Below are 26,269 nucleotides of genomic sequence, written 5' to 3'. Positions count from 1 at the left end.
GTGACCGCTTCGGCCGAGTCGTCGGGTACTGGGCGGAAAACTCCTCGAACAGTTTGAGCGCCTCCGCCCGTGCGTACGTATCGTCTGTCAAGGGGTCCCGGCCCGACGGGCGAGAGGCGACAGCGATGACTCACGGCATGCGCACGGACACATACACCCCCCATCTCGACGACGAACGTGGCTGGCGGGACAACCTCGCCCGCTACGCCCTTCTCCCTCTGCGTGTCTTCCTCGGCGTCACCTTCATCTACGCCGGACTGGACAAGCTCACGAACAGCGCCTTCATGAAGTCCTCCGGCGCGGGCTCGATCGGCGAGACGATGCGCTCCGTGCGTGACTCCTCGGCCATCCCGGCCCTGGTCGACATGGCCCTGAAGAACCCCGTCGGCTTCGGCTACGCCATCGCCTTCGGCGAGCTGGCCGTCGGCATCGGCACCCTGATAGGCCTGCTGGCCCGCCTCGCGGCGCTCGGCGGCGCGCTCATCTCCTTCAGCCTGTGGATGACCGTGAGCTGGGCCAACGACCCGTACTACTACGGCAACGACCTCGCCTACCTGATGGCCTGGCTCCCGCTGGTCCTCGCGGGCGCCCCCATGTTCTCCCTGGACGCCGCCCTGCGCACCCGGCGACGGAGGCGGGCGGGAGGGTACCGGTAGGTCGCTCCGAGCCGGTGGGCCGAGCGGGGGCGGCCGGTGGGCCGCGCGGGCGGAGCGCTACTCAGGCGGTTCCGCTCCCGCGCCCACCGGCGCCGTCTCCCCGCCGGCCGACACCGTCCGCCGTCGGCGTATGCCCCGGCCGATCAGTCCCACCACGCCGGCGAGGCACAGCCCGCCCACGACGAGCGGTATCACCGCGAACCACGGCGTCTCCCACGCCCCGCCCGCGTCCCCGGCGTAGACGACGCCCGCCAGAGCGAGGAAGCAGCCGGCGACCAGCCTTCCGGGCTGGAACTCATGACGCAGCACGGCTCACCTCCGCCTGACCGAGGCCGACCTGGAGATCGAGGTCGAGGGTGCCGGCGTTCTTGCCGCCCTTGACCGGTTTCAGCGTCACGTCCTTGTGCTTGCCCGGCTGCACGTCCACGTCCTGCCTTCGCTCCCCCGGCAACTGGATGTCGCCCACGCCCACGTCGATCGACAGCCGCACGGTCACGTCCTTCGGCACGATCACCCACAGCCGGCCCGCCCCGACCTCGGCACCCGTGCTCACCGTCTGCCCCTTCGTCAGCCGCAGCCGGCTCAGGTCCAGGGTGCCGACACCGCTGCCGAGGTGGTACTTGTCCTGCACGTCCGCCACGGCGGGCGGCCGCCAGGTCGTGCGCGTCCAGTGCGTGCCGATGTCCTTGGGCAGGGCGGCCGACGAGGCGAGCAGCGCCGCCGTGACGACGGCCAGGAAGATCGACCCCGCTCCCGTGCGCCCCAGGAACGCGCTGAGGGCTATGCCGAGGCCGAAGACGACGAGCGCCCAGGCGAGTCCGGTCTGCAGGCTGGTGCCGAGCGCGTGGTCGTGCCACGTGGCCGCGGTGCCGAGGCCGCCCGCGAGGAGAGCGAGCAGGAAGATCCAGCCACCGATCCAGCGGGGGCCGCGCGGCTTCGGCGCGGGGACGCGCGGGGCGCGTGTGTCCGTGCGGTTGATCCAGGAGTTGCCGAGGCTGATGTTGACGGCCGCGGCGATGTCCCGGTCGCGGGATTCCCGGGGACCCCACAGATAGCCGGTGCCGCCGACGTGGGTGCCGTCCTTGACGATGGGCTCGCGCCACCAGGAGGGGTAGGAGGCGGGGACGGGCGGCGCCTGGGCCTCCGGCGGGGCGTCGGCGACGGCCTGGGCGGCCAGCGGGTCCGGGTCGGGGGTGCCGCGTTGACGCGACCAGTACCCGGCGCCCGCCAGCAGCAGGGACAGGACGACGGCGAAGGCCAGCACCCCGCCGTTCCGCAGCATGGTCAGGAACACCCCGCAGCCGACCAGCGCGAACAGCACCGCGGCCAGCGCCTGCCCGTCGACGCGGCCGGTGAGCAGCTTGCGGACCTCGTTCTCCTCGTCGTCCTCGAACGGGACGAGGAGCCATACGAAGCCGTAGAAGATCAGGCCGATGCCGCCGGTCGCGGAGAGCACGACGAGGGTGATCCGGAAGATCACCGGGTCCATGTCGCACTGCCGCCCGAGCCCGGAACACACTCCGGCGAGCATCTTGTACCGCCGGTCGCGCCGGAACCTCTCCGAGGCGCCGGAGTCCGCCGCCGGGCCGGAGCCCGCGCCGGGCACTGCGCCGGAGTTCGGGCCGGGGTCCTTGTCGGCTTCCGGGCCGGTGGCAGTCGGGGCGTGCGCGGCGGGCGCGGCATCCTGCGGCCCGGCGCCCGGAGAGGGGCGCGGGCCGGAGCCGGGTCCCGGACCCGTCGCGGCGCGCTCGTGATCTGTCATGGCTCCATGGTGACGGGCGGGCCGCCCCGGCGGGAGTCGGGACGACCCTGGACCGACCCTGATATCGCCCCTGAGCCGGCGCCCGGGAAGCGTTCGACGGGCCGCGCCGCCGAAGATCAGGGGAGTCTCGGGGGCCGACCCTGATGTCCCCGTCCGCCGGCCGTGTGAGTATCGGTGGCATGCCGGAAGCCGCTGCAGCGCCCCTCGTCGAACCGCGGCCGCCGCGCAAGCTCTACCGCAGCAGCGACGGACGCTGGCTGGGTGGCGTGGCGCGGGGGCTCGCCGGGCATCTCGGACTGCCCGTCATCTGGGTCCGGCTGGTCTTCGTGGGCCTGTTCATGGCGGACGGCCTCGGCGCGCTGCTGTACGCCGCGTTCTGGTTCTTCGTGCCGCTGGGCGTCGGCGGCGTCGGCGGGCAGAAGCCCCCGGCGTTCGTCAGCACCGAGACCTCGCCCGACGGCCGCCGACGGCTCGTGGCCCGCAGACCGGACCGGGGCCAGATCGTCGCGCTGCTCCTCATGGTCGTGGTGGCCCTGGTCTTCGTGGGCAACGTCAACCTCAGCGGGGGCGTCAAGGCCTACCTGTGGCCCGCCGTCCTCGTCGGCGCGGGCGTCGCACTGGTCTGGCGCCAGGCGGACAACGCCCGGCGGGCCCGCTGGGTCGAGGTCGGCAGCCGCCGCCGCACGCTCACCCTGCTGCGCGCCGCGGGCGGCGTCCTCCTCGTCACCGCCGGTGTCTCCGGCATCTTCGTCCTCCAGGGCTCCGCCGCCCATCTAGGCTCCGTCCTGCAGGCGGCCCTCGCGGTCCTCGTCGGCATCACGCTCCTCGCCGGGCCCTACCTCGTCCGCATGACCCAGGACCTGTCCGAGGAGCGCCTGATGCGCATTCGCGCTCAGGAGCGCGCCGAGGTCGCCGCCCATGTCCACGACTCCGTGCTGCACACCCTGACCCTGATCCAGCGCAACGCGGAGAACGCCGGCGAGGTGCGCCGCCTGGCCCGCGCCCAGGAACGCGACCTGCGCACCTGGCTGTACAAGCCGGAGGGCACCGGCAAGGACGAGGCCGACGAGCCCGCCAATCTCGCCGACGCGGTCCGGCGCAACGCCGCCGAGGTGGAGGACAAGCACGGCGTCCCCATCGAGGTCGTCGTGGTCGGCGACTGCCCGCTCGACGAGAGGATCGCCGCGCAGATGCAGGCCGCGCGCGAGGCGATGGTCAACGCCGCCAAGTACGGTGGCGAGGGAGGCGCGGTGCAGGTCTATGCCGAAGTGGAGGGGAAGACGGTGTTCGTGTCGGTGCGGGACCGCGGCCCCGGCTTCGACCTCGACTCGATACCCGCCGACCGCATGGGCGTCAGAGAATCGATCATCGGCCGCATGGAGCGCAACGGCGGCACGGCGCGGCTGCGCGCGGTGCCCGACGGCGGCACGGAGGTCGAGTTGGAGATGGAGAGGGCGGAGAAGACGTCATGAGCGATCCGACCGAGGCGAACGAGTCCGTGGAACCGACCGGTGGGAGCGCCGGCGGGCGGCACGTGCGCGTGGTCCTCGTCGACGACCACCGCATGTTCCGGACAGGCGTACAGGCCGAGATCGGCCGTACCGACGAGACCGGCGTCGAGGTCGTCGGCGAGGCCGCGGACGTCGACCAGGCGGTCACGGTCATCACCGCGACCCGCCCCGAGGTCGTCCTCCTCGACGTCCACCTCCCGGGCGGCGGCGGGGTCGAAGTGCTGCGCCGCTGCGCCCCGTTGATGGCCGACGCCGAGCAGCCCGTCCGCTTCCTCGCCCTGTCCGTGTCGGACGCGGCGGAGGACGTGATCGGCGTGATCCGCGGCGGCGCCCGCGGCTACGTCACCAAGACGATCACCGGCACCGACCTCGTCAACTCCGTCTTCCGGGTCCAGGAGGGGGACGCCGTGTTCTCCCCGCGTCTGGCCGGCTTCGTCCTGGATGCGTTCGCCTCCACCGACGCCCCGCCGGTCGACGAGGACCTGGACCGGCTCACCCAGCGCGAGCGCGAGGTGCTGCGCCTGATCGCCCGCGGGTACGCCTACAAGGAGATCGCCAAGCAGCTGTTCATCTCGGTGAAGACGGTCGAGTCCCATGTCTCGGCGGTCCTGCGGAAGCTGCAGCTGTCGAACCGGCACGAGCTGACCAGGTGGGCGACGGCCCGGCGACTGGTCTGAGGCTCACACCACCCGCGTCGCCCCCGCGAACGGCATCTCGTCGATCGGCGCGATCCGCACCGGGGCCGAGGGGTTCGGGGCGTGGATCATCTGCCCGTTGCCGATGTAGAGGCCGACGTGGCTGATGCCCGAGTAGAAGAACACCAGGTCGCCCGGGAGCAGTTCGGAACGGGAGACCCGCCGGCCGGCGTCGATCTGGGCGTATGTCGTGCGGGGAAGGGAGACGCCCGCGGAGCGGTACGCGGACTGGACTAGGCCCGAGCAGTCGAAGGCGTCCGGGCCGGTGGCGCCCCACACATAGGGGCTGCCGAGCTTGGCGTAGGCGTACGCGACGGCGGCCGCGGCACGGGAGTCGGGCGCCTGGGCCGTCGCCGAGCCGGGCGCCTGGAGGCCGACGCGCCCGTCCGTGCCCGACCGGGAAGCGCGGCCGGCACCGCCGCCGTCCAGTCCGAGCCGGGCGCGCTCCTCGGGCGACAGGCCGGACAGCAGCCGCCGTGCCGAGTCCAGCTTGCCGGTGATCGTCTTCTTCTGCCGGGCCAGTTCGGCCTGCCGTGCCTTCAGAGAGGTCAGCTCGACGCGCGCGGTCCCGCGCAACCGCTGGATCTCCCGCAGCTGTTCGCGGACGCCCGCGACGGCCGCCGCCTGCCGGGTGCCGACCCGGTCGACGAACTCGGCGCCGTCCAGGTAGCGGTCGGGATCGCTGGAGAGGACGAGCTGCAGCGCGGGGTCCAGCCCGCCGCCCCGGTACTGCGCCGCCGCTGTCGAACCCAGCGCGTCGCGCGCCGAGTTGAGCCTCTCCGTCTTGCGCGCGGCCTCGTCCCGCAGGGCCGACAGCCGGTGTTCGGCGGCCTGCGCCTTCTCCTTCGCGCCGTCGTACTTCTGGGTGGCGGTCTCCGCCTCCTGGTAGAGCCGGTCCACCTTCACCTTGACCTGTGCGGGAGTCAGCTGCGGCTCGGCCTGCCCGGTCCCGTCGAAGGCCGTCGCGGTGGCGGCGCCCGCCAGGGCGATCGTGAAGGCCGTACGGGCGGTGCTGCCGCCCAGTGATGATCGCCGACCGGGCTTGCGATGCGCTGCCACCTGGACTGCACGTCCTTTCGTACGACCACCCCGTCCGGGGCGGCTTACGCGTCCGGCGGCGGCCCGCACAGGGGGAGCAGGCCGCCGTCGGACCTTCTCGGCGGTGGTGGCCGACTGCCGCCCCTGGCCCGGGCGGCGGTGGGGAGCCGGTCACCTGGGGAAGGACGCTAAACCTGGCTGTGTCGGTCCGGTAACGCGTTGTGCGGAACTGCCGTGAGTGGGGCGACGGGTGACCGGGTACGACCGTGATCCAGGCCCTGCCTCGTCGGCTTCACACGGTGCGCTGACCGATGTGCCGGTTTTCGGGTGCCCCAGGGTGGCAGGGTGCTATGGCGCATATATGCGACCGACGGGTGGGGAGAGGGCCGGTGTCGGGGGCCTCCGGCGCCCCTGTCTAAGCTCCGGCCTCATGGACGTACTCATCCATCTCTTCGTCGGCCTGCACATCGTCGGCATCGCCGCGCTCCTCGGCGGCTTCCTCACCCAGATGAAGGCGATGGGGCAGGGAACGGCCCGCTTCGTCCCCGGCATGCTGCACGGGGCGCTGACCATGCTGCTCACCGGCGCGATCCTGGTCGGCCTCAACCAGGCCGACGACCACCACGTCAACAACGTCAAGATCGGCCTGAAGCTGGCCCTGCTGATCGTGATCCTCGGCCTGGTCTACGTGAAGCGGGACGAGGAGACGGTGGACAAGAGCATGTTCGGTCTGGTGGGCGCGCTCACCACGGCGAACATCTTCATCGCGGTGCTGTGGACCTGACGTCGGCGCGTGGTGGTGCGGCGGGGCGCACGGTGAGAGCCGTACGCCCCTCTGGCGGCCTCAGGCCGGCCGGACCACGCTGTGGATGATGGACTCGCCGCCGTAGTAGATCGACTCCTCGCGGACGTACGCGCCCGGCTTCGGGGCGTGGATCATCATGCCGTTGCCGATGTAGATGCCGACGTGGCTGATGTCGTCGTAGAAGAAGATCAGGTCGCCGGGCTGGGCGTCGGTGAGGGGGACGGTGGTGCCGGCGTTCACCTGGTCGTAGGTGGTGCGCGGGAGCGTGACGCCGGCGGCCTTCCAGGCGGCCTGGGTGAGGCCGGAGCAGTCGTAGGAGCCGGGGCCGGTGGCGCCCCAGACGTACGGCTTGCCGATCTGCGCGCGGGCGAAGGCGATCGCCTTCGCGGCCTTGGTGGCGTACGAGGAGTCCGAGGTGCCGGTGCCGGTGCCGGTGCCGGTTCCAGTGCCGGTGCCGGTACCGGACGTGGAGCCGCTGTCCTGGGCCGCGGCCGCCGCCTCGGCCTGCGCGGCCGCCTGCTGCTTGGCCAGCTCCGCTGCCTTGCGGGCGGCCTCCTCCTGCTTCTGCTTCTCGATCTCGGCGAGCCGCGCCTTCTCCTGGGCCGTCAGCTTCGACAGCAGTTCGCGCGCGGAGCTGAGCTTGTGCTGCACCGTGGACTTGGCGGTCTGCAGGTCGCTCTGTGTCCGGGTGAGCGTCTCCAGGCTCCGGGAGGCCTCCTCGCGCTTCTTCATCGTCACCGACTGCTCGGCGAAGTAGTCGTCGACCGCGCTCTTCTGACGTGAGGTCAGCCGGCCCATCAGCTGCGTCTGGTCGAAGTAGTCCTGCGGGGAGTCGGCGAGCAGGAAGGTCGCCGTGTCGGGCGCGGCGGCCCCCGTGCGGTACTGGGCGGCGGCGAAGGAGCCGAGCTGTTCGCGCTCCTGGTTGAGCTTCTGGGCGCGCTTGGCGACGTCGTCGAGGAGGGTGTCGACGTGCTTGCGCTGCTTGGTGGTCTTCTCCTTGGCCGCGTTGTACTTCTCGGTGGCCGACTCGGCCTGGCGGTAGAGGTCGTCGACCTTCTTCTCGACCTCCTCGATGCTGGGCCGGCCGTCGGTGGAGGGTGCTGCGTTGGCCGTCTGGGACAGCAGTGCCACGGAGGTGAGGGTGGCCGTGGCGAGAGCGGGGGTGCGTATGCCTGCTACGCGCGTTCCCGCGGGGCGCGACTTGCGGTGCGACGCCAAAGGAGGCGACTCCTTCCATGTTCCGCCTACCGAGTTAGCTGTCGGGTTCGGGCGGGTGGTTCGGAAGGGTTGCCCTACGGTCCGCCCCACAGGGGGTCGGGCCGATTCACCCCAAGGTCGGTTGGGTCCCCGGCTCCGGACGGCGCGGCGGCGCCCCGGACTCGGCGGAGGCCACGCGGCCCGGCGACGTTCGCCGGTGGGGGTCGTATGGCCTGCGCGGAACGGTAGCCAACTCGTGTGGCCCATGTGAAGGACGATGTTCGATATGCCCGATACATTTTCGTGACCTTTGGTCAACCTTCCGCCGCTGGTCACGCACCGTGATGAACGGGTGTGGGAGCGTGCGCGGCGTCATCGGATCCGGCGATGTTCTCAGGGCGGCGGCGGGCTGTCAGTGGGGCCCCCTAGACTCGGAGAGCGATGAGCAGCCTCTTTGACGACAGCTTCCTGGCGGACCTCCAGGCCCCCCGCGGCCACGAGGAGCCCCCGCCGCCGCCCGAGGACGATCACGTACCGGAGCCTGTTCCGGACGATCTGTTCGGCGGGAAGTTCGACGTGCCGCCGGACCGGGACAGTCACTACCGCGACGGCGCCCCGCGCCCCGCGATCGACCCGGCCGCACTCCTCGACGGGCTGAACGAGAACCAGCGCGCGGCCGTCGTGCACGCCGGCACCCCCCTGCTCATCGTGGCCGGCGCCGGCTCCGGCAAGACCCGTGTGCTCACCCACCGCATCGCGCACCTCCTCGGCTCGCGGAACGTGCACCCCGGCCAGATCCTCGCGATCACCTTCACCAACAAGGCCGCGGGCGAGATGAAGGAGCGCGTCGAGCAGCTCGTCGGCCCGCGCGCGAACGCGATGTGGGTGATGACCTTCCACAGCGCGTGCGTGCGCATCCTGCGCCGCGAGTCGAAGAAGCTCGGCTTCACGTCGTCGTTCTCGATCTACGACGCCGCCGACTCCAAGCGCCTGATGGCGCTGGTCTGCCGGGACCTGGACCTCGACCCCAAGCGCTATCCGCCCAAGTCCTTCAGCGCCAAGATCAGCAACCTGAAGAACGAGCTGATCGACGAGGAGGACTTCGCCGCCCAGGCCACCGACGGCTTCGAGAAGACCCTCGCCCAGGCCTACGCGATGTACCAGTCGCGGCTGCGCGAGGCGAACGCCCTCGACTTCGACGACCTGATCATGACGACGGTCAACCTGCTGCGAGCCTTCCCGGACGTCGCCGAGCACTACCGCCGCCGCTTCCGCCACGTCCTGGTCGACGAGTACCAGGACACCAACCACGCGCAGTACGCGCTCGTGCGGGAACTCGTCGGCACCGGCGCGCACGACGAGGACGTCCCGCCGAACGAGCACGACCTCCCGCCCGCCGAACTGTGCGTCGTCGGTGACGCCGACCAGTCGATCTACGCCTTCCGCGGCGCGACGATCCGCAACATCCTCCAGTTCGAGGAGGACTACCCGGACGCGACGACGATCCTGCTGGAGCAGAACTACCGCTCCACGCAGACCATCCTCAGCGCGGCCAACGCGGTCATCGAGCGCAACGAGTCCCGCCGCCCCAAGAACCTGTGGACCAACGCGGGCGCGGGCGCGCGCATCACCGGCTATGTCGCCGACACCGAGCACGACGAGGCGCAGTTCGTCGCCGACGAGATAGACCGTCTCACCGACGCGGGCGACGCGAAGGCCGGCGATGTCGCCGTCTTCTACCGCACCAACGCCCAGTCCCGTGTCTTCGAAGAGGTCTTCATCCGCGTCGGCCTGCCCTACAAGGTCGTCGGCGGCGTCCGCTTCTACGAGCGCAAGGAGGTCCGGGACGTCCTGGCCTACCTGCGGGTGCTGGCCAACCCGGAGGACTCGGTGCCGCTGCGCCGCATCCTCAACGTCCCCAAGCGCGGCATCGGCGAGCGCGCCGAGGCGATGATCGACGCCCTCTCCCAGCGCGAGAGGATCAGCTTCCCGCAGGCGCTGCGCCGCGTCGACGAGGCGTACGGCATGGCCGCGCGGTCCACCAACGCCGTCAAGAAGTTCAACACGCTGATGGAGGACCTCCGTACGATCGTCGACTCCGGCGCGGGTCCCGCGACCGTCCTGGAGGCGGTGCTCGAACGGACCGGCTACCTCGCCGAGTTGCAGGCCTCCACCGACCCGCAGGACGAGACCCGGATCGAGAACCTCCAGGAACTCGCCGCCGTCGCCCTGGAGTTCGAGCAGGAGACCGCGGAGGGCGAGGCCTCCGCCGGACTCGCCGACTTCCTGGAGCGGGTGGCGCTGGTCGCCGACTCGGACCAGATCCCGGACGAGGAGGAGGACGGCTCCGGAGTCATCACGCTGATGACCCTGCACACCGCCAAGGGCCTGGAGTTCCCGGTGGTCTTCCTCACCGGCATGGAGGACGGCGTCTTCCCGCACATGCGCGCCCTCGGCCAGACCAAGGAGCTGGAGGAGGAGCGGCGGCTGGCCTACGTCGGCATCACGCGCGCGCGGGAACGGCTGTACCTCACCCGCTCGTCCCTGCGCAGCGCCTGGGGCCAGCCGTCGTACAACCCGCCCTCCCGCTTCCTGGAGGAGATCCCGGCCCACCACGTCGACTGGAAGCGCACGGGCGCCACGGCCCCCGTGTCCTCCGGGCCCGCGTCCGGGGTGGCCGCTTCCCTGTCGTCCTCCCGCTCGCGCTCCTCGGCGTCGGGGGCGTCGGGCTTCGCCACGCGCCGTACGTCGGAGAAGCCGGTGGTCTCCCTGGCCGTCGGCGACCGGGTCACGCACGACCAGTTCGGGCTCGGCACGGTCGTCGCGGTCAAGGGCACGGGCGGGAACGCGGAGGCGACGATCGACTTCGGGGACGCCAAGCCCAAGCGGCTGCTGCTGCGGTACGCGCCGGTCGAGAAGCTCTGACGCGAAACGGCCCCCGCTGCTCCTCGGGAGCGGGGGCTCGTACGGTGGTCGGGGACGCTTACGTCGGGTCGAGGTTGTGGCTGCGCAGCCACGGCAGCGGGTCTATGGCCGAACCGCCCGCCGGGTGCACCTCGAAGTGCAGGTGCGGGCCGGTCGAGTTGCCCGAGTTGCCGGAGTACGCGATCGGCTGGCCGGCCTTCACCGTCGTACCGGAGGCGACGCGATAGGTGGAGAGGTGGCAGTACCACGTCTCCGTGCCGTCCTTCGCGGTCACGATCATCATGTTGCCGTAGGCGCTGTTCCACTGCGTGCGGACGGTGCCGTCGGTCGCGGCCATCACCGTCGTGCCGTAGGAGACGGGGAAGTCGATGCCGGTGTGCACGGACATCCAGTTGATGCCGGCCTGCCCGAAGTAGGCGCTGAGCCCCCGCTGGGTGACCGGCAGGGCGTACTTGGGGCGCAGCCGCTCCTTGCGGGCCGCCTCCGCGGCCGCTTTCTTCTTCTCGGCCTCCTGCTGCGCCTTGAGGTCGATGCGCTCCTGCGTGCGGCTCGCCCGGTCCGCGAAGTCGTCGGCGCCCGCCGACAGGCTCTCGAGCTGGGAGTCCAGCTTGTTGTTGGCGGCGGCCGGTTTCACCGCCTGCGCGGCCGAGGCGGTCGTCGAACCGTCGTCGGAGGAGAAGGTGCCCACGGAGGCCGCCGCGATCCCCGCGACCCCCATCACACAGGCCGAGGGGACGGCGATGGTCAGCAGCGCCGAGCGCTTGGGGGGCGTACGGCGGCGGGAGCGGGAGGCGTTGCGGGCGGCCGCGCGCGAAGCCGGAGCGGGCGTCGTCTCTTCCTGGTCGTCCAGCAGGGGCGTCACGGCAGGCATCTCACCCGTGGCGGTCGACTCGCCGTCTTCCTGCGGGAGTTCCTCGTAGGCGTCCGGTGTCTGCGGGTGCTCCTCGTAGGCGCCCGGCTCGACCTGCTCGAAGACGGCGGTGGCCTGCTGGCCGAACGGTTCGCCTGCCGCGGGTGTCTTGCCGTCGGAGTTCCACTGGGTGGCGTCGTACGCCCCGGTGTCGAAGGCCTGGGTGCCCCACTCCCAGTGCTGCGTCCGGTCGTTGGCGGCGCCGGCCTGGTCCGGCTGCAGCCAGGCGCTCGCGTCCCAGTGGCCGGAGGTGTCGTTCCCGGTGGCCTGCGGCGGGATGCCGGAGAGCTGCTGGTACTCGCCCGTCCAGGCCGTCGCGTCGTAGACACCGGTGTCGTAGGCGGCGTGGTGCTGGGCGGCGTACGCGTCGTAGTGCAGGGACTGATGGTCGCCGGTGGACCAGTGGGTCGTGTCGTACGAGCCCGTGGCGTCCGTGGGGAGGTTGCCGAAGAGGGGGTCCGCGGCGAAGGTCGCCGTCGCGTGCGCGCCGGTCGCGAAACCGTTCGCGTCGTAACCGCCGTGCGTGGTGAAGTCGCCGTACTGGACTTCCTGGGTGCCGTACGACGCGTAGTGCGCGGAGGCGGCCTCGGAAGCCGGAGCCGGGGTGGTCATGGTCCCCGACGGGTGACGGTCGTTCACCAACTTCTCTTTCGCCTCGACAACAGGGGCTGCCAGAGCAGTGCGGCGACTGTACCCGGCGGTATGCGGGCGCGACAATCTTCAACTGGTTTCGGGCGCGCAGGAAACGGGCATTCGGCGGTGTTTCGGGGGAGTGCGGGCGCGGCTTTGGCCTTGTGTTCGAAATGCGTTCGATGGCGGTGGGTTGTCAGCGGGCTCTCAGGCCACGGTGAGGCCGCCGGAGCGGGCGACGGCTTCGGCTCCCGGCAGGTCGGCGTCGAGGGCCTGGCGTATCCCGGTGGCCACGGCGGGGTGCACGGGCAGGGCGAGATGCCCGATCCCGCTCACCTGCACGTTCTGCGTCATCAGATCGGGGTGATCGATGCAGGCCGTCTCCAGCGGGTCCATCAGATGGTCCAGGTCGCTCCAGAAACTGATGAAATGCGTACGGCAGCCCGGTGCCGGCCGCTTCAGCTCCTCGATCAGCTCCGAGCCGGGGCGCATCTGCCGCACGATCGGGTGCGCGTTCGCCAGCGGCACCACGCGGGTGCCGGAGTGCGGAGTGCCCAGGGTCACCAGCGTGCGGACCCGGACGTCGCCGCCGAGCCGCTGTACGTAGTACCGGGCGATCAGCCCGCCGAGGCTGTGTCCGACCACGTCGACCTGGCGGCTGCCGGTGCGCTCGCAGATCTCCTCTATGTGCCGGCCGAGCAGCTCGGCCGCACTCCGGATGTCGCAGGTCAGCGGCGAGTAGTTGAGCGACTCGACCAGCTGCCTGCCGCTCTGGGCGAGGCTGCGGCGCAGCAGCACGAAGACCGAGCGGTTGTCTATGAAGCCGTGCAGCAGCACGACCGGCGGCTTCGACCCGGTCGGGAGCTGTGCGGCGCCGTCGGATGAGGGCAGCGGTACCGGCGTGCGGCGTTCCTGGGTGATGCCGGAGGGATACAGCAGGAGGTGGCCCGCGAGGATCGCCAGTTCCAGGGCGGTCGCCTTCAGCAGGGCCACGGAGATTCCCGCGAGTCTGATGGGGAGCAGCCGCTGGCAGAGCGGGAGAAAGGGCTGCACTGCCCTGGTGACCTTCATGGCCGACCTCCTGTCGACACACAGGAGGACGGCTCCGACCCCCGTGTGCCCTCGTGGGAAAACGCGGCGAAGGGGCCGATGATGCCTTTTGGGCAACACCGACCCACCGCACCGCCACAGCGCGCGGCCTGCGGCGCGGTGGTGCGGCGACCTCGTCGCGGCTCCCGTTGCGCCTGCTCCCGCTGCGGTCCTTGGGCCGCGAAGACTTGGAACGGTGCGCTGCGAACGTGTCCCACCGTGTGATTTCCCCCTCGGTCCGCACCGTGAAACGGCGGGTTGCGGGATGCTGGCGATAACGTTCGTTCACTTCCCCGGCCGATGTGGGTACGGCAGTACCTGTCGGTAGGGATGGATGCAGTCGCTTCATGGAGGCAGTGATGGGTGTGGCAGCCGGTCCGATCCGCGTGGTGGTGGCCAAGCCGGGGCTCGACGGCCACGATCGAGGAGCCAAGGTGATCGCGCGGGCGCTGCGCGACGCCGGTATGGAGGTCATCTACACCGGCCTCCACCAGACGCCCGAGCAGATCGTCGACACCGCGATCCAGGAGGACGCCGACGCGATCGGGCTGTCCATCCTCTCGGGCGCCCACAACACGCTCTTCGCCGCGGTGATCGACCTGCTCAAGGAGCGGGAAGCGGAGGACATCCTCGTCTTCGGCGGCGGGATCATCCCCGAGGCGGACATCGCCCCGCTGAAGGAGAAGGGCGTCGCGGAGATCTTCACGCCCGGCGCGACGACGCAGTCGATCGTGGACTGGGTGCGCGCGAACGTGAGGCAGCCGGCGGAGGCGTAGACCCCCGCCGCGAGCCGCGGGTGGCTGGGGGTGGCCGGCCCCGAGGACGTGCTGCCCTACGCCCCCAGCTCCTCCGCCATCGCCGCGCGCAGGCGCAACGTCGTACCCAGGCGCTGGAACGCCTCCGCCCAGTACCCGCCCGCTCCCGGTGACGAGTCCTCCGTCTCGGCCGGCACCGCCAGCAGGCCGTCGAGGCGGCTCGCCTCGCAAGGGTCGAGGCAGCGCTCGGCCAGCCCCATCACTCCGCTGAAGCTCCATGGGTAACTCCCCGCGTCACGCGCGATGTTGAGGGCGTCGACCACCGCCCGCCCGAGCGGTGCGGACCAGGGCACCGCGCACACCCCGAGCAGCTGGAACGCCTCGGACAGCCCGTGGGCCGCGATGAACCCGGCCACCCAGTCGGCCCGTTCGCCGGCGGCCAGTGTGCCGAGCAGCTTGGCGCGCTCGGCCAGCGACACCGCCCCCGGCCCGCCCGCCTCCGGCGCCGAGGGAACACCGAGCAGCGCCCGCGCCCACTCGGGGTCCCGCTGCCGTACGGCGGCCCGGCACCACGCCGCGTGCAGTTCGCCCTGCCAGTCGTCCGCCACCGGCAGGGCCACGATCTGAGCGGGTGTCCGTCCGCCGAGCCGAACTGGCCAGGCCGCGAGCGGTGCCGCTTCGACCAACTGCCCGAACCACCACGACCGTTCGCCCCGTCCCGCCGGAGCCTTCGCCACGACTCCGTCCCGCTCCATGCCCGCGTCGCACTCGTGCGGCGCCTCGACGGCGATCGTCGGTGTGTCGCCGGTGTGGTCGACGGCCACGCAGGCCCCGGCCCGGACCGCCATCCGCGCGGCGAGGGCCGAGTCGGGCAGCGCCGAGAGCAACTCGGCGGCCGTCGCCCTGACATTGCGGCTGCGGTCGGCCAACGCCTGTTCCAGGAACGGCTCGTCCTGCGGGCCGAGGCCCGTGCGCAACGAGTCGAGGAACATCAGACGGTCCTCGGCCCGCTCTGTCGCCCAGGTCGTCACCAGCAGCTCACGCGCGGCGGCGGGCTCCCCGGCGCGCAGCGCGGACAGCAGGGCGACGCGTTCCGCGAACAGACCCTCCTGCCACAGCCGCCGGGTCCGCTCCCCGTCCTCGAGCCGCGGCAGCGCCGCGCCCCCGCCGGGCGCGGCACGCAGGGCGAACCGCCAGTCCGGGTTGAGCCGGGCGAGCCACATCGCGCGCGGTCCGGCGAACGCCAGCGCTGCCGGCCGCAGATCCGTACGCCCCCGGGCCGCGTCCAGCAGCGCGGGCAGCATCTGCGGGGGCGCGGCGAAGCCACGGGCGTTCGCCGTCGCCAGCCACTGGGGCAGCAGCTCCATCAGGTCCGGTGCCGTGCCTCTGCGGCCGCCGCCCGTCCCGGGGCGGTCCGCGAGCAGCAGCGCCAGCCTGCGGGCCGCCGCCGCGGGCAGCGGGGGGCGCGGGTCGTCGGCGGCCGGCTCCGGCCGCACGGCGGCGCGGGCCGGCAGCAGCCCGGCCCGCCGCCGCAGGGTCTCCACGGCCGCCGCGTCCAGCAGCGCCACCGGTGCTTCCCGTCCCGACGCGCCGGCCGGCGGCGTACGTCGCTCGGTGCCGAGCAGCGCCGTCGTGACGAGCTCCTCCCAGGCGCCTTGCGCGGGAGTATCCACAGCTGTGGATGGACTGGTCGTCATGCGCTTCCTCTCCGTGCGGCGCCCAGGAGTCGTTGAAGACTCAGGGGAACCGAGTGTCCCGCCAGATCGGACAAATGCGTAAAATTGCTAAGAAAGGTGCTTGTGATGGCCGTGCGCCCCAAGTGGCTGGACGGTTTCCCGGGGCCTGTGATCGCTGTGGGCCTGTGCCGGGACGGTCGCGGTGGACGCCGGTGGCGCGTGATGTGCGTGTCGTCGTCCTCCGATGCCGTGCGGCGCAGCTGTCCGGCCGGGTGGCTCAGCACAGAGGCACCGCCTCGCCGGCCGCCTCGGGCCAGGCCGTCAGCGGGGTGAAGCCGCGGTGGCCGCACTCGCCGAACACCGTCACGGGGGCGCCGCCCGAGAGGGCGACCAGGCGCCACAGGCCCGGGCGGGACCCCGCGGTGGGCGTGAGCGGCAGCGCCGTGTCCTCGTCGGCGTCCGCGAGCTGCCAGGAGTCGCCGTCCGGCGTCGGCACGACCCGGTCCAGCGTCACCGGTACGGACTCCAGCCACGGGTCGTCCCGCAGCGCCGTGCCGTAGCGGGCGGCGGCCTGCGATGTCGTCACCCCCCGCGGCCGTATCGCCGCCTGCGCCGGCGGCGCGAACTGCTCACCGAGCGCCGCCCGCAGCTGCCCGGTCCCCGGATAGGCCGACACCTCCGCGTCCAGGAGCAGCCCCACCGGCAGCGCGAGCTCCGGGGCGCGGCCCGCGGCGCCGTAGGACAGCAGCAGCACCGTGCGGTCCGAGTCGGCGCCGTGCAGCCAGATCCGGCGCGTCGTCAGCCGGGCGTCCGTCGTGTCGTACTGCGCCAGGACCAGCCAGCGGTCGCGCAGCGGCGGACCGTCCGCGGAGCCCGGCAGGCCGACACGGGACCGGACCGTCGCCGCCAGCCCCTCCGGCAGCCGCTCACGCCCCAGCCACCCCTGGTCCAAGAGGTGCAGCAGCGCGCACTCCTCCAGCAGGCGCACGGGCCACCCCGGCCCGGACGACGGGATCACCGCCAACTCCCGCGCACGCGCCGCCAGTCCGGGCGCCTGCGCGTCCACCATGCGGGCAGCGGTCTCCTCCCACAGCCCGTACCCCGTCTGCTCCGCGCCCGCCAGGCCGCCGCGCAACAGGTCCGCCAGGCGCTGCTCCAGCTCGGTCGCCCCCGCGGTCACCCGCTCGGCCCGGCGGTCCGCCCGGCGCCGTGCCGCCTCCGGATCAGCGGCCCCCGGCGGCGAACCGGCGGCCTGCGCCTCCCGCTTCTGCTCGGCGCGCTGCCTTCTCCCCTCCATCCACTGCAGCGCCCAGTCCGGCGCCTGCCCGGCCGGCACCGCCCCGTCCTCCGCCCACAGCAGCAACAGCCCGAGCGCGTGCTTGCACGGGAACTTGCGGCTCGGACAACTGCACTTGTACGCCGGGCCCGCCGCGTCCGCGAGATCGACGACCGTCTGATACGGCTTGCTGCCGCTGCCCTTGCACAGCCCCCACACCGTCCCCTCGTCACAACTGCCCGTCCCGGACCACGGCCCCGCCGCCCCGAGTTTGCTCCCCGCTTTGCGTGACGCGGCGTCAGGCGCCAGTGCCAGCACCTGGTCCGCGCTCCAGCGCACCCCCTGCTGAGTCATGTCTTCGACGGTAGATCCCACCACTGACAATCGACCCCGCGAGCGCGTTTGCGCAGGTCAGAGCCGATTGTCAGTGGCGTGGTGCACGGTTGGTGGCAGATCCGAACCGGCCGAGCTGGAGGGGGCCTCAGCCATGTCTGTGTCCGTGGAACCGACGACCGTCGAAGCGGCCGAAGCACGTGTGAAGGAGCCGGCCGAGGCGTTGCGTCCGCACGCCGAGGACGCCTTCGCCGGTGAACTCGCCGCGCTGGCGGCGCAGGACGACCGTCCGCGCCCGGCCCGCTGGAAGCTGTCGCCGTGGGCGGTGGCGACGTATCTGCTCGGCGGCACCCTGCCGGACGGGACGGTGATCACACCGAAGTACGTGGGCCCGCGCCGCATCGTCGAGGTGGCCGTCACCACACTCGCCACCGACCGCGCCCTGCTTCTGCTGGGCGTGCCCGGCACGGCCAAGACCTGGGTGTCGGAACACCTGGCGGCGGCGGTCAGCGGCGACTCCACGCTGCTCGTGCAGGGCACGGCGGGCACACCCGAGGAGGCGATCCGCTACGGCTGGAACTACGCGCAGCTCCTCGCGCACGGCCCCAGCCGCGACGCCCTGGTGCCCAGCCCGGTCATGCGGGCCATGGCGGAGGGGATGACGGCGCGGGTGGAGGAGCTGACCCGCATCCCGGCCGACGTGCAGGACACCCTCATCACCATCCTGTCCGAGAAGACGCTGCCGATACCGGAGCTGGGCCAGGAGGTGCAGGCGGTCCGCGGCTTCAACCTGATCGCCACGGCCAACGACCGCGACCGCGGGGTCAACGACCTCTCCAGCGCCCTGCGCCGCCGCTTCAACACGGTGGTGCTGCCGCTGCCGGAGAGCGTCGAGGCCGAGGTCGACATCGTCTCGCGGCGCGTCGATCAGATCGGCCGCTCCCTCGACCTGCCGGCGGTGCCCGACGGCGTCGACGAGATCCGCCGCGTCGTGACGGTCTTCCGTGAGCTGCGCGACGGCGTCACCGCCGACGGCCGGACCAAGGTCAAGTCCCCGAGCGGCACGCTGTCGACGGCCGAGGCGATCTCCGTCGTCACCAACGGCCTGGCCCTGGCGGCCCACTTCGGCGACGGCGTCCTGCGGGCCGGCGACGTCGCCGCGGGCATCCTCGGCGCCGTCGTCCGCGACCCCGCGGCCGACCGCGTCGTCTGGCGTGAGTACCTGGAGGCGGTCGTCCGCGAGCGCGACGGCTGGACGGACTTCTACCGGGCCTGCCGAGAGGTGAGCGCGTGACGGGCCCCGAGAGGGACGGGGGCCGGGCGGCCGGGGGCGGGCCGCTGCTGCTCGGCGTGCGGCATCACGGGCCCGGTTCGGCACGCGCCGTGCGGGCGGCGCTGGACGCGGCCCGGCCCGGGACCGTACTGATCGAGGGTCCGCCCGAGGCCGACGCGTTGATCGCGCTGGCCGGCGAGGAGGACATGCGGCCGCCGGTCGCCCTGCTCGCCCACGCCGTGGACGAGCCCGGCCGCTCGGCCTTCTGGCCGTTCGCCGAGTTCTCCCCGGAGTGGGTCGCGATCCGCTGGGCGCTGGAGCACGACGTGCCGGCCCGCTTCATCGATCTGCCGGCGACCCACTCGTTGGCATGGGGGCGGGACGAGACCGAGCGAGCCGTGGGGGAGGAGGGCGACAGGGCCGCGGACACGGACGCCGACATCCGTGTCGACCCCCTCGCGGTGCTCGCCGAAGCCGCCGGGTACGACGATCCCGAGCGGTGGTGGGAGGACGTCGTGGAGCACCGGGGGAGCGGCGACGGGGACCCCTTCGCACCGTTCAGGGTGATGGAAGAGGCGATGGGGGCGCTGCGCGAGACGTACGGCGACGCGGGGCATGACCGGGATCTCGTGCGCGAGGCGTACATGCGGCTCCAGGTCCGGGCGGCGCAACGCGAGTTCGGGGACGAGGTGGCCGTCGTGTGCGGTGCCTGGCACGTCCCCGCGCTGCGGCGGAGGACGGCCGTCACCGTCGACCGGGCACTGCTGAAGGGCCTGCCCAAGGTGAAGGCGGACATGACGTGGGTGCCGTGGACGCACCGGCGTCTGTCCCGGGCCGGCGGTTACGGCGCGGGAATCGACTCGCCGGGCTGGTACGGGCATCTGTTCGGCGCACCGGACCGGCCGGTCGAGCGGTGGCTGACCAAGGTCGCCGGACTGCTGCGCGAGGAGGACCGGATCGTCTCCTCCGCGCACGTCATCGAGGCGGTGCGGCTGGCCGAGACGCTCGCCGCGATGCGGGGCCGTCCGCTGCCGGGACTCGGCGAGACGACCGACGCCGTGCGCGCGGTGATGTGCGAGGGCTCGGACGTGCCGCTGGCGCTGGTGCACGACCGGCTCGTCGTCGGAGACGTGCTGGGGGAGGTGCCGCGGTCGGCGCCGGCGGTGCCGCTGCAGCGGGACCTGGACCGTATCCAGCGCCGGTTGCGGCTCAAACCGGAGGCGCTCGAGCGGGAGTTGGAGCTGGACCTGCGCAAGGAGACCGACGCCGGGCGCAGCAGGCTGCTGCACCGGCTGCGGTTGCTGGGCGTCGCATGGGGCGAGCCGACGGCCTCGCGGGGGAGCACGGGGACGTTCCGGGAGACCTGGCGGCTGCGCTGGGAGCCGGAGCTGGCGGTGCGGGTGGCGGAAGCGGGCGTGTGGGGTACGACCGTGCTCGCCGCCGCGACGGCCAGGGCGGAGGCGGACGCGGTCGCCGCCCAGGGGCTCGCCGAGGTCACCGCGCTCGCCGAGCGCTGCCTGCTGGCCGAACTGCCCGAAGCCCTGCCCGTGGTGATGCGGGTCCTCTCCGACCGGGCCGCGCTCGACACGGATGTCGGTCATCTCGCCCAGGCCCTGCCGGCGCTGGTCCGGTCCCTGCGCTACGGCGACGTGCGCGGCACCGACACCGGGGCGCTGGCCGGGGTCGCGGCGGGGCTCGCCGAGCGGATCTTCGTCGGCCTCCCCCCGGCCTGCGCGGCCCTGGACGCGGACGCGGCCGAGGAGATGCGGCGCCATGTGGACGCGGTGCAGGGCGCGGTGGCCCTTCTCGCCGAGGCGCCGGAGTCCGCCGGACGGCCGTCGGACGAGCCGGCTCCCGGCTCCGTGCCCGGCCGCCCGGCCGCCGCGCCCCCGGCCGACGGTCCCGGCAACCGCCGTGATCTGCGCGCCCGTTGGCAGACGGTTCTGCACGTGCTGTCCGTGCGGGACACCGTGCCCGGAGTGATCCGCGGGCGAGCCGTACGACTGCTGCTGGACGACGGTGAGTTGGCCCAGGACGAGGCGGCCAGGCTCATGGGTCTGGTGCTGTCGCCCGGCACACCCCCGGGCGACGCGGCGGCATGGATCGAGGGCTTCGTCGGCGGCGGCTCGGGCGGAGGGATGCTCCTGCTGCACGACGAGCGGCTGCTCGGGCTGGTCGACGCCTGGCTGACCGGGGTGCCGGCGGAGGCGTTCACCGATGTACTGCCGCTGCTGCGGCGGACGTTCTCGGCGTACGAGGCCGGAGTGCGGCGCACGCTCGGCGAACTCGTGCGGCGGGGGCCGGGCCGGCGGGCGAGCGCAGTGGCGGCCGGTTCCGGTCTGACCGGCTTCGCGGCCGAGCTCGAGAGCGAACGCGCCGACGCCGTACTGCCGGTGGTGCGACTGCTCCTGGGGCTTGGCGGGACGGACGGTCCCGAACGGGTGGAGGAGAACGTGGAAGAGAAGGTCGAGAACGAGCCGGCGGGGGTGACGGGATGACGAACGACCGACCGAGGAAGACCCGAGAGGGCGCCGGAAGGGCGGCCGTCGCGGGGAACGGCGACGGCGGCGGCACGCAGGCCCGTCCCGCGCGCCCCATCGCCGTCGTTCCGCTGTGGGACAGGACCCGTACGGGGGAGCGTCGATGACGGCCGAGACGACGGAGCCGGGGCAGGAGCGGCTGCGGCGCTGGCGACTGGTCCTCGGGGGCGACACGGCCGACGGCACCGGATGCGCGCTGTCCGGCCGGGACGCAGCGATGGACGGGGCGTTGACCGCGCTGTACGGGAAGGCGGACCGGCAGGGACAGCGGGGACGGGACCGTTCCGCGGGGCTCGGGGCGTCGGCGCCGTCCGTGGCGCGGTGGCTCGGGGACATCCGGACCTACTTCCCGTCCTCCGTCGTCCAGGTCATGCAGCGCGACGCCATCGACCGGCTCGGGCTGTCCACGCTGCTGCTGGAGCCGGAGATGCTGGAGGCGGTGGAGGCCGACGTGCACCTCGTCGGCACACTGCTCTCGCTCAACAAGGCGATGCCGGAGACGACCAAGGAGACCGCGCGGGCGGTCGTGCGCAAGGTCGTCGAGGACCTGGAGAAGCGGCTCGCCACCCGCACCCGGGCCACGCTCACCGGCGCCCTGGACCGCAGCGCGCGGATCAGCCGGCCGCGCCACCACGACATCGACTGGAACCGCACCATCGCGGCCAACCTCAAGCACTACCTGCCCGAGTACCGCACCGTCGTGCCCGAGCGGCTCATCGGCTACGGACGGGCGTCCCAGTCCGCGAAGAAGGAGGTCGTGCTCTGTATCGACCAGTCGGGATCCATGGCGGCATCGGTGGTGTACGCCTCGGTGTTCGGGGCGGTGCTCGCCTCGATGCGGACGATCTCCACGCGACTCGTCGTCTTCGACACGGCGGTCGTCGACCTCACCGACCAGCTCGACGACCCGGTCGACGTCCTCTTCGGCACCCAACTGGGCGGCGGTACGGACATCAACCGGGCGCTCGCCTACTGCCAGTCGCAGATCACCCGGCCCGCAGAGACGGTCGTCGTACTGATCAGTGACCTCTACGAGGGCGGTATCCGCGACGAGATGCTCAAGCGGGTCGCCGCGATGAAGGCGTCCGGCGTGCAGTTCGTCGCGCTGCTCGCGCTCTCCGACGAAGGGGCCCCGGCGTACGACCGGGAGCACGCAGCCGCGCTCGCCGCGCTGGGGGCGCCGGCGTTCGCCTGCACACCCGACCTCTTCCCGGAGGTGATGGCGGCGGCGATCGAGAAGCGGCCGCTGCCGATACCGGACACCGCCTGAAGGCCCGTCAGGCACGGTGATTCGATGACGATTTGTCGACCAGTCGTCGTCCGACTTGGCCCAGCAAAACGGACATGACTACCCATCGGTAACAGGGGGCTTGCGCAACCTCGGGAGGGCCGTGCAAGTATCGACGCCTCATCAGCGGGGCGATGCGCTCCGCTCGTCCGCACGGCGTCGTGCCGCCTCATGGTTCGCCGCGGCCCCGCCGCGCGGAGTCCGACCGAACAGTTCCGCCGCACGAGAGGACCTCCCTCTTGACCTGGCCGGCAGCCTTGCCCGCCGCCGCTGTGCGCGTGATGCGCTCCGCGGCCGGTCGGCGTGCGCTGCAGGTGGTGGTTTTGGTCGGCGGGCTGTTCGCGCTCGGGTTCCTGTGCGGGGAGCAGGCGCACGCGGCGGACGGCGCGCCGGGGACGTCGGCACCCGGGCCGATGGGGCCGGTCGCTCCGACGGTCCCGGCGGCTTCCGCGAACGGTGTGGAGGCCTGGCTGAAGGACGCGGTCGGGCGGCTCGTGGCCGCTCCGGCCGGGCACGGACGGTCGGCGGACTCCGCACGGCCGAAGCCGTCCGCTCCTGAACAGCCGAACCCCACCGGCCCCGCCCAGCCGAAACCACAGCCGAAGCCAAAGCCGAAGGCCAAACCGGCGTCGCCCGCCGAGGCCTTTCCCGCCGGTTCCGGCGCCCCCATCGGTTCCGGCACTCCCGCTGAAGGCACCATTCCCGCCGACGGCACCACCCCCGCCCACGACACCGCCCGGGTCGTACCGGTGCTCGGTGCCGTGGTCGAAGGTGTCGTGGAGACCGTGGACGACGCGGTTCTGCGGCCGGTCGGCGACCTGGTCGTGACGGTGACGGGCGGGCTGGCCGAGGTGACCGCGCCGATACCGGGGCTGCCGCAGGTGCCGTCCCTGCCTTCGGTGCCGGAGCTGCCGGGCACGCCGTCCCTGCCCGGTCTGCCGGGCCTGCCCTCCGTCCCGGGGCAGACCCTGCCCGCGCCCGTGACCCAGCCGGACGGGCCGGGACACTCGGCCGCCACGGGCGACGCTCCCGCCGAGAGGCCGACGGCGGCGCGCGGCGTGGCGTACGGGCCGCGTTTCGACGAGGTCGGCTCCACCGCTCACGCCCCCGCGCGGGGCGACGGCCGGCGGGCAGCCGACGGTGCCGGATACGTCCGGGTCCCCCAGGCTCCCGACGGCGACCCGACCGGCGTGCTGGGCAACCGGACCGCCGTCGACAACGGCACACCGAGGCACGGTGACGCGCACGCCGTCGCCCTGAACCAGCGGGCGCCCCTGGGCCTGCTGTCCGGCGCCGCCGCCCGTGCGAACGGCGACGCGACCCGGGACAGGCACCGGGACATACCGGTTTCCCCCGCCTAGGGCGGCCCCTTCCCCCTGCCCGTGGTTCCGCGGTGCGGGGCGGAACAGGTCTGCCTGACCGTCCGGACAGCCTTCCGAGCCCCGGACGCACCGGAAATGTCCCCAAGCCTTCCGAAGAAGACCGAGCTTCCCCGAGCTCCGCGGCCCGCCGGCTCGGCAGGGCCCTGAACTCCCCGAACGCCTCGGCGCTTCCACGGACCCGAAGGATCTGACGCACGCATGAACAAGAACATCCGTCGCTCGATCGTCATAGCCGCCGGTGTGACCGGCGCGTGGGCGCTCGGTTCCGCCGTCGCCAGCGCGGACGAACTGCCGTCCTCCTCCCTGTCCACGTCGGACACCGCCACGGACGCCCAGAACACCCTCGGCACGCTGACCGGCACCGGCACCGGCACGGACGCGGTCACCGGCACCGTCGACGGGGTCGTCACCGGTGTCCAGGACACCGTCTCGGGCCTCACCGGGACCGTGGCCACGGCCACCCCCGCAACACACGGCGCGACCGGCACCGTCACCGGCGCCGAGAAGACCGCCGCAGGCGTCGAGAAGACCATCACCGGCACCGCGGCCACCGCGCCGAAGGCACCGGCGGCCGTGACCTCCAGGGCCGCGGGCATCAAGGGCGCCGCGGCAATCCAGGGCGCCAAGGCCGCTCGCGCCGCCCAGGCGAAGGCACGGGCCACCGCCGACAAGGCCGCCACCGTCGCCGGCACCACCGTCTCGGACCCGGCCCAGGCCCCCCAGGACGGCATCGACTACCTCTTCGGACCGCTCTCCGTCTTCGCGCCCGAGGTCGAGGAGGCGCTCGCCGCGGCGCAGACGAAGCTGCAGGGCGCGCAGACGGCGGTCCGTTCACAGGCGCACGGCGTCGACGGTGTCGTACGGACGAAGGCGCGGCACACCGTCGCGGGCGCGGGTCGTGCCGTGGACGGCACGACCGGCGTCGCTCAGGACCGTGTCGCGGGCGGGGCGGGCACCGTCACCTCCGCGGCCCGGGCCTCCGTCGCCGCCGTCCCGGGCCATGTCACGGGCACGGCCGGGGGAGTCGAGCAGATGGTTCTCGGCACGGTCGGGAGCCTGCACGGCACGGTGGCGCCGGTCGTCGACGAGACGGCCGCCTCCGTCGTCCCGCCGGTCGCGACCTCCGCCGTGAACGGCGTGACACCGGTCGCCGGACACGCGGTGACGGGCGTGGTGCCGGTCGCCGCACAGGCCGTCGGCGGGGTGGCGCCCGTGGTGGGCGGTGTCGTCGCGGACGTGCCGGCCTGTGCCGGCGGGCTCGTCGGGGAGGTCGCCCACGATGTGACCGGTTCCGTGCTGCCGCCGGTGGCGGGCACCGCGGTGCACGGGGTGCTGCCCGTAGCCGGGCAGGCCGTCGGGGACGCCGGTGGCCTGGCGTACGGCGTGACCGGGGACGTCCGCGGCTTCGCCGGCGGTGTCGTCGCGGACGTGCCGCCGCTCGCGCACGGCGTCGCCGACGGCACGACCGGTCTGGCGTACGGCGTCGGCGGCGAGGTGGACCCGTTCGCGCAGGACGTCACCCGGACGGCCCAGCCCGTCGTCGGTCTCGTCCGGCCCGTCGCGCACGGCGTCGCCGACAGCGCGACCGGCCTGGCGCACGGAGTCGCGGGCGACGTCACCCCGTTCGCGGGCGGGGTCGCCGGCGAGGCCGGCTTCCTCGCCGACGGAGTCACGGGCCGGGCCGCGCCGTTCGCCCAGGACCTCACCGGCACGGTAGAGGCCACCGGCGGACCGCTCGCCGGGCACGCGGTCACCGGCGTCCGGGGCGTCGCCGAGGCGGTCACGCCGGGCCACCTCCAGGACGCGGCGGACGTCCACCAGGCCCGCCCCTACAGCATCTGACCCCTTTCGCGGGCGGCGTCGTAAGACGACCGACCGAACGCCGCGACGACGGCACCCCGCGGGCGCATCCGCTGCATGCGCCCGGCGGCCGGGTGCGGACACGCGCGGCGAACGACCGGTTCCGTGAGGACGAGGGACCCGGACGGCCGAAATCCGTCGGCCGGCCCGCCCGACGCCTCGCGGAACGGGCCGGGCGGTCCCCATTGGGGTGGGGACCGCCCGGCCGGGCCCCGTGACACGGCGCTTTCGAGCGACCTCGGGGCCGTACCAGGGGCCTCACCGGGCCAACCCCAGCCCGGTGGGGCCCCGCCTCGTCCTCGGCTCCCACTTTGGCCGATTTCCGGCTGCTCACAGCCCTTTCCCCGATCTCTCCCCCGTTGCTCCCCGCCTCCTCCCCGGCCTCTCCCCGCCCGCCCGCCGCCCCTCACATCCGGCACGTCGCCCCCGCACGCGGGACACCCCGCCGCCTCACGCGCGGCACGCCGTGCCAGTGAGGACGGCATCATGTGACAGGTATCACCGCTCAGGTGTGACCCTCGATTTAGGGGCCTCCTGCAAGCAGCGATAACCTGCGAGACGGACATGCCGCGCGCTCGGACACCGTGTGCGCTTCCCCTGTGACCCAAGCGGACGTCACGTTGCCCTTCGCGGCACGCCCACGCATCCAACGAACCGCGAGATCACTG

19 protein-coding genes and 1 riboswitch are annotated in these 26,269 nt (G+C 72.9%); of the genes, 11 read left to right on the top strand and 8 right to left on the bottom strand.

The genetic code is table 11. From position 1 onward, the window contains the following. The first annotated feature begins 125 nt into the window (after positions 1-125). The gene (locus ACQF4J_RS19485; protein WP_351806658.1) at positions 126-656 is read left to right on the top strand and encodes a DoxX family protein; all 531 of its coding nucleotides are present in this window, start codon (positions 126-128) and stop codon (positions 654-656) included. 57 nt (positions 657-713) lie between these two features. Here ACQF4J_RS19485 and ACQF4J_RS19480 read toward each other — a convergent pair whose 3' ends face one another. Continuing rightward, positions 714-965 carry a hypothetical protein gene (locus tag ACQF4J_RS19480; RefSeq protein ID WP_351806656.1) on the bottom strand — a complete coding sequence of 84 codons (252 nt, stop codon included), beginning with the start codon at positions 963-965 and terminating at the stop codon, positions 714-716. Beyond that, complete coding sequence (locus ACQF4J_RS19475; protein WP_427166305.1) at positions 952-2,418, bottom strand: PspC domain-containing protein; 1,467 nt, start codon at positions 2,416-2,418, stop codon at positions 952-954. The genes ACQF4J_RS19480 and ACQF4J_RS19475 overlap by 14 nt, the downstream gene beginning before the upstream one ends. Before the next feature lie 179 nt (positions 2,419-2,597). On the opposite strand from ACQF4J_RS19475, the gene ACQF4J_RS19470 reads away from it, so the two are divergent. Continuing rightward, positions 2,598-3,890: an ATP-binding protein gene (locus tag ACQF4J_RS19470; protein ID WP_351562608.1), complete on the top strand. Its 1,293-nt coding sequence runs from the start codon at positions 2,598-2,600 to the stop codon at positions 3,888-3,890. Beyond that, the gene (locus tag ACQF4J_RS19465) at positions 3,887-4,606 is read left to right on the top strand and encodes a response regulator transcription factor (protein WP_351562606.1); all 720 of its coding nucleotides are present in this window, start codon (positions 3,887-3,889) and stop codon (positions 4,604-4,606) included. The genes ACQF4J_RS19470 and ACQF4J_RS19465 overlap by 4 nt, the downstream gene beginning before the upstream one ends. Positions 4,607-4,609: 3 nt before the next feature. Here ACQF4J_RS19465 and ACQF4J_RS19460 read toward each other — a convergent pair whose 3' ends face one another. After that, positions 4,610-5,683, bottom strand: a complete 1,074-nt coding sequence (locus ACQF4J_RS19460; protein WP_427166302.1) for an NlpC/P60 family protein — start codon at positions 5,681-5,683, stop codon at positions 4,610-4,612. Positions 5,684-6,092: 409 nt separating this feature from the next. Here ACQF4J_RS19460 and ACQF4J_RS19455 point away from each other — a divergent pair, with 409 nt between their 5' ends. After that, positions 6,093-6,446, top strand: a complete 354-nt coding sequence (locus tag ACQF4J_RS19455; protein ID WP_351562602.1) for a hypothetical protein — start codon at positions 6,093-6,095, stop codon at positions 6,444-6,446. A gap of 60 nt (positions 6,447-6,506) precedes the next feature. On the opposite strand, the gene ACQF4J_RS19450 is transcribed toward ACQF4J_RS19455, so the two are convergent. Beyond that, positions 6,507-7,685 carry an NlpC/P60 family protein gene (locus tag ACQF4J_RS19450; protein WP_427166300.1) on the bottom strand — a complete coding sequence of 393 codons (1,179 nt, stop codon included), beginning with the start codon at positions 7,683-7,685 and terminating at the stop codon, positions 6,507-6,509. 8 nt (positions 7,686-7,693) lie between these two features. Next, a riboswitch (cyclic di-AMP (ydaO/yuaA leader) is annotated at positions 7,694-7,862 on the bottom strand. Between the two features lie 243 nt (positions 7,863-8,105). Between ACQF4J_RS19450 and pcrA the strand changes: the two genes are divergently transcribed. After that, positions 8,106-10,589 (top strand): DNA helicase PcrA, encoded by a 2,484-nt coding sequence (gene pcrA, locus ACQF4J_RS19445; RefSeq protein ID WP_351562598.1) that lies wholly within the window; start codon positions 8,106-8,108, stop codon positions 10,587-10,589. A 58-nt stretch (positions 10,590-10,647) separates the two neighbouring features. Here pcrA and ACQF4J_RS19440 read toward each other — a convergent pair whose 3' ends face one another. Both ACQF4J_RS19440 and ACQF4J_RS19435 read right to left on the bottom strand, forming a co-directional pair. Beyond that, a complete protein-coding gene (locus ACQF4J_RS19440) occupies positions 10,648-12,138 on the bottom strand; it encodes a M23 family metallopeptidase (protein ID WP_427166299.1) in 1,491 nt (496 codons plus the stop codon). Positions 12,139-12,336: 198 nt separating this feature from the next. Further along, positions 12,337-13,200, bottom strand: coding sequence for a lipase family alpha/beta hydrolase (locus ACQF4J_RS19435; protein WP_351562594.1), 864 nt, complete (start codon positions 13,198-13,200; stop codon positions 12,337-12,339). A gap of 377 nt (positions 13,201-13,577) precedes the next feature. Here ACQF4J_RS19435 and ACQF4J_RS19430 point away from each other — a divergent pair, with 377 nt between their 5' ends. Continuing rightward, the gene (locus ACQF4J_RS19430; protein WP_351562592.1) at positions 13,578-13,994 is read left to right on the top strand and encodes a cobalamin B12-binding domain-containing protein; all 417 of its coding nucleotides are present in this window, start codon (positions 13,578-13,580) and stop codon (positions 13,992-13,994) included. Between the two features lie 56 nt (positions 13,995-14,050). Here ACQF4J_RS19430 and ACQF4J_RS19425 read toward each other — a convergent pair whose 3' ends face one another. Together ACQF4J_RS19425 and ACQF4J_RS19420 are read right to left on the bottom strand one after the other, a co-directional pair. Continuing rightward, positions 14,051-15,670 carry a DUF5691 domain-containing protein gene (locus ACQF4J_RS19425; RefSeq protein WP_427166297.1) on the bottom strand — a complete coding sequence of 540 codons (1,620 nt, stop codon included), beginning with the start codon at positions 15,668-15,670 and terminating at the stop codon, positions 14,051-14,053. A gap of 256 nt (positions 15,671-15,926) precedes the next feature. Continuing rightward, positions 15,927-17,279: an SWIM zinc finger family protein gene (locus ACQF4J_RS19420; protein WP_427166296.1), complete on the bottom strand. Its 1,353-nt coding sequence runs from the start codon at positions 17,277-17,279 to the stop codon at positions 15,927-15,929. Positions 17,280-17,412: 133 nt separating this feature from the next. Here ACQF4J_RS19420 and ACQF4J_RS19415 point away from each other — a divergent pair, with 133 nt between their 5' ends. The 5 genes from ACQF4J_RS19415 to ACQF4J_RS19395 all read left to right on the top strand — a co-directional run bounded on the left by ACQF4J_RS19415 (position 17,413) and on the right by ACQF4J_RS19395 (position 25,583). Next, on the top strand, positions 17,413-18,552 hold the full coding sequence (locus ACQF4J_RS19415) for an ATP-binding protein (protein WP_351562586.1): 1,140 nt from the start codon (positions 17,413-17,415) through the stop codon (positions 18,550-18,552). Continuing rightward, entirely contained in the window at positions 18,549-21,029 is a 2,481-nt protein-coding gene (locus ACQF4J_RS19410) for a DUF5682 family protein (protein WP_427166295.1), read from the top strand. The genes ACQF4J_RS19415 and ACQF4J_RS19410 overlap by 4 nt, the downstream gene beginning before the upstream one ends. A 145-nt stretch (positions 21,030-21,174) precedes the next feature. Next, positions 21,175-22,341 carry a VWA domain-containing protein gene (locus ACQF4J_RS19405; RefSeq protein ID WP_351562582.1) on the top strand — a complete coding sequence of 389 codons (1,167 nt, stop codon included), beginning with the start codon at positions 21,175-21,177 and terminating at the stop codon, positions 22,339-22,341. Between the two features lie 257 nt (positions 22,342-22,598). Beyond that, entirely contained in the window at positions 22,599-23,720 is a 1,122-nt protein-coding gene (locus tag ACQF4J_RS19400) for a hypothetical protein (RefSeq protein ID WP_427166294.1), read from the top strand. Positions 23,721-23,939: 219 nt separating this feature from the next. Further along, the gene (locus ACQF4J_RS19395; RefSeq protein WP_427166292.1) at positions 23,940-25,583 is read left to right on the top strand and encodes a hypothetical protein; all 1,644 of its coding nucleotides are present in this window, start codon (positions 23,940-23,942) and stop codon (positions 25,581-25,583) included. Positions 25,584-26,269 lie beyond the last annotated feature (686 nt).

The organism is Streptomyces sp. C1-1 (assembly GCF_050214755.1).
Lineage (GTDB): Bacteria > Actinomycetota > Actinomycetes > Streptomycetales > Streptomycetaceae > Streptomyces.
This window is presented reverse-complemented; position numbering and strand designations above follow the sequence as displayed.